Source organism: Sphingomonas sp., from assembly GCF_031380695.1.
GTDB lineage: Bacteria > Pseudomonadota > Alphaproteobacteria > Sphingomonadales > Sphingomonadaceae > Sphingomicrobium.
On sequence record NZ_JANMWY010000036.1, the window covers coordinates 1 to 2,753 of the forward strand.

General features: G+C 63.4%; 2 protein-coding genes. Both read left to right on the top strand.

Annotation, left to right across the window (positions count from 1 at the left end; translation table 11 throughout):
- Positions 1–2,179 (top strand): glycoside hydrolase family 3 N-terminal domain-containing protein (locus RMN84_RS01350; protein ID WP_309610412.1); only part of this gene is annotated, 2,179 nt, incomplete at its 5' end.
- A 55-nt stretch (positions 2,180–2,234) separates the two neighbouring features.
- On the top strand, positions 2,235–2,753 hold a 519-nt coding region (locus tag RMN84_RS01355; RefSeq protein ID WP_405051414.1), incomplete at its 3' end, for an MFS transporter.

Sequence of the window (2,753 nt, forward strand, 5' to 3'; positions counted from 1 at the left end):
GCTCGGCTCGATCCTGGCCGGCGGCAACAGCGGCCCCTTCGGCGACGAACGGGCGACTAGCAGCCGCTGGGCCGAAATGGTGAGGCAATATCGTGCGCATCCGGGGGCGTCGGGCATCCCGATCCTGTTCGGGGTCGATGCGGTGCATGGCCATTCGAACCTGCCCGGTGCGACCATCTTCCCGCACAATATCGGGCTGGGCGCCGCCCGCAATCCCGCACTGATCCAGGCGATCGGCGCCGCCACTGCAGACGAAGTTTCGGCAAGCGGGATCGAATGGACGTTCGCACCGACGCTCGCCGCGCCTCGCGACATGCGCTGGGGCCGCAGCTATGAAGGCTATTCGTCCGACGAGAAACTGGTCGCCAGCTACGCGCGGGCGATGACGCTCGGCCTCCAGGGGCCGCTGCTCTCTGGAGAGACGATTGCGGACAGCCATGTCGCTGCGACGGCCAAGCATTTTCTTGCCGACGGCGGCACCAATGGCGGCAAAGATCAGGGTGACGCGCGCCTGACCGAATCAGAACTGATCGCGCATCATGCGCTGGGCTATCCGGCGGCGATTGATGCTGGCGCGCTGACCGTCATGATCTCCTTTTCGAGCTGGAACGGGGTCAAAAACCACGGCAATAAATCGCTCATCACCGATGTGCTCAAGGGCCGCATGGGGTTCAGCGGGCTGACCGTCGGTGACTGGAACGGGCACGGCCAAGTCGACGGCTGCACCACGACCCATTGTCCGGGCTCCTACAATGCCGGACTCGATCTGTTCATGGCACCCGACAGCTGGAAGGGCTTGTACGAAAATACCGTCGCCGACGTGCGCGCCGGCCGGATTTCGATTTCGCGAATCGATGACGCCGTGCGCCGTATTCTGCGGGTGAAGGCGAAGCTGGGCTTGCTCGATGGTCGGGCAGTGAGCGACGATCCGGCGCAGATCGGTAGTGCCGAGCATCGCGCAATTGCCCGCCGCGCCGTCGCCGAAAGCCTCGTCCTGCTCAAGAACGAAGGCTCGGTTCTGCCAATCCGTCCCGGTGCAAAAGTGCTGGTGGCCGGGGACGGGGCCGACAATATGGCCAAGCAGGCTGGCGGCTGGACGATCACTTGGCAGGGCACCGATACGACCAAGCGTGACTTCCCGGCCGGCCAGTCAATCTATGACGGTATTGCCGAGGCGGTCGGCGCAATCGGTGGCAAGGCGACGCTCTCGCCAGAGGGCAAATTCGATGTCCGCCCCGATGTCGCGATCGTCGTGTTCGGCGAGAATCCATATGCTGAATTTCAGGGCGACGTCCCCACGCTCGCGTATCGGCCGCAGGACAAGGCAGACCTCGCCTTGCTCAAGCGCCTTCGCGCTGCGGGCATCAAGGTCGTGTCCGTCTTCCTGTCGGGACGCCCGCTGTTCGTTTCACCCGAGATCAATGCCTCCGATGCGTTCGTCGCAGCCTGGCTGCCGGGTACCGAGGGCGGCGGCGTGGCCGACGTCTTGATCGCGGGCGCCAATGGCCGTCCTCGGCGCGACTTTAGTGGGCGGCTGTCCTTTGCCTGGCCGAGGGATGCGCGCTCGCCGATCGTCCGCCCTCTGTTCCCGCTCGGTTACGGCCAGAGCTATGGTCGGCCAGCCCATGTCGAGAGACTTGCAGAGACCCCGGGCATCGACGTGAAGGCCGCGCTCAATCTTGATCGTTATTTTGAAAATGGCCGCGCCTTGGCACCGTGGACGATGTCGCTGATCGACGGCGGCGGCACGCGCGAGGTCACTGCGGGCGCGATTTCGAGCCCCGCAGGATCGATGACTTCGCGACCGATAGACCTGGCGGCGCAGGAGGATAGCCGGATGGTTCGCTGGACCAAGGCCGGATCCTTGTCGCTGGACGGCCCGAAGAGCGATCTCTCTCGCGAGTTGCTGGAGGGCTTTGCGCTGGTCATCGAGGGTCGGGTTGACCAAGTGCCGACGGCGCCGGTGACAATCGCTTTCGCCGGATTGGATCGAGACGCAACCGCATGGCTCGCAAAAGCCGGACCGATCCGACTGGCCGTGCCGCTGCACTGCTTCACCGACGACAAAGTGCGGCTGGCCGCCGTTGAAAATCCCGTCCGCATCACGACACAAGGATCGCTTTCCCTGACAATCAAGCGACTTGGCCTCGAAGCTGTCGCTGACCAGCGCTGTCCATAAGGGTAATGTATCGCCGACCAGAATGTGCGACTGCTGAGCGAAAGGAAATAGGACTGTGGCATTAGCTCCGACAATTGAGGTCAGTTCGACGGACCAGCTCACCGGCGGCGCGGGCGAGGGCGGACATGTCGATGCGCCCAAGCTGCGCTATTTCGTTATGGCGCTGTTCTTCATCTTCGGCGGGATTACCAGCCTCAACGACGTGATCATTCCCAAGCTTAAGGAACTGTTCACGCTCAACTACACCCAGGCGATGCTGGTCCAGTTCTGCTTCTTCACCGCCTATCTCGTCATCGGCATTCCGGGCGCGCAGTTGGTCATGAAGATCGGCTATATGCGCGGGGCGGTAGCGGGCTTGCTGACGATGATGGTCGGCTGCCTGCTGTTCATCCCGGCCTCGCAATATGCCACCTACGGCCTGTTCCTGCTGGCGCTTTTCGTGCTGGCGAGCGGCGTCGTCATCGTCCAGGTCGTGGCCAATCCGCTGATCAGCCTTCTCGGGCCGCCGAAAACGGTCCACAGTCGGCTGACCTTCGCCCAGGCGTTCAACAGCCTGGGCACGACGATCTTCCCG